This is a genomic window from Campylobacter sp. RM16189 (genome assembly GCF_012978815.1).
In the GTDB taxonomy this organism is placed as follows: Bacteria; Campylobacterota; Campylobacteria; order Campylobacterales; family Campylobacteraceae; genus Campylobacter_A.
This window is the reverse complement of record NZ_LIWR01000036.1, coordinates 1-651: the sequence shown is the minus strand read 5'-3', so window position 1 is coordinate 651 and position 651 is coordinate 1. Positions and strand designations below refer to the sequence as shown.

Here is a 651-nt window from a genome sequence, read left to right as displayed (position 1 = left end):
CCTGAAGTATTTAATCTGCCCGTATCGGTATATAGATCTCTTACGTCTATCTCTCTACCGCTATCAAATTTTAAGGTTATGGTTCCGTTACTGTTCATTCTCATAGCTATTACGCTATCGCTATCGTTTAATGATAGTGCAGCTTTATTACTATCTGATTCAAAGGCTCTTTTTACCTTTTCTAAATTTGATAAGCTAAATTCTAATCCGGTAGCTTTTTTAAACTCATTTTCCATAGCAAGCATATAAGATGATTTACTATCTTTTAGCTTAGATATTAGCTCATCTGCGTTTTCTACATCGTAATCTTTTAAATTCTTACTTAGCCACTCTATATCTTTAGTGTGAGCATCAAGCTCTTTACGGTAATCGTTATAAAACTTCATAAAGCTACTTCTTTGATATCCTGCATATGAGAAGTCTTTATCTTTAGGAGTATCTGATTCTATTATAGGATTAAACTCGCTAAGCTTTAGCTTTCCGTCAAATCCAACCTTTTCATAGGCAAAGTTATTAAATAGGCTATTTTTATTAAATACGTTATTGTTTCTTAGGTCTACCCAGCCGTCTTTATCCGCGTATGCATCAAAAAAGTTCTTAATACTATCGGCTTCCGCCTTTTTGTATCTACTCTCCGGTGCAAATACGGTG

1 pseudogene is annotated in these 651 nt (G+C 34.1%); it reads right to left on the bottom strand.

From position 1 onward, the window contains the following. Positions 1-651, bottom strand: a pseudogene (locus tag CDOM16189_RS08045) (response regulator); the annotation flags it as partial.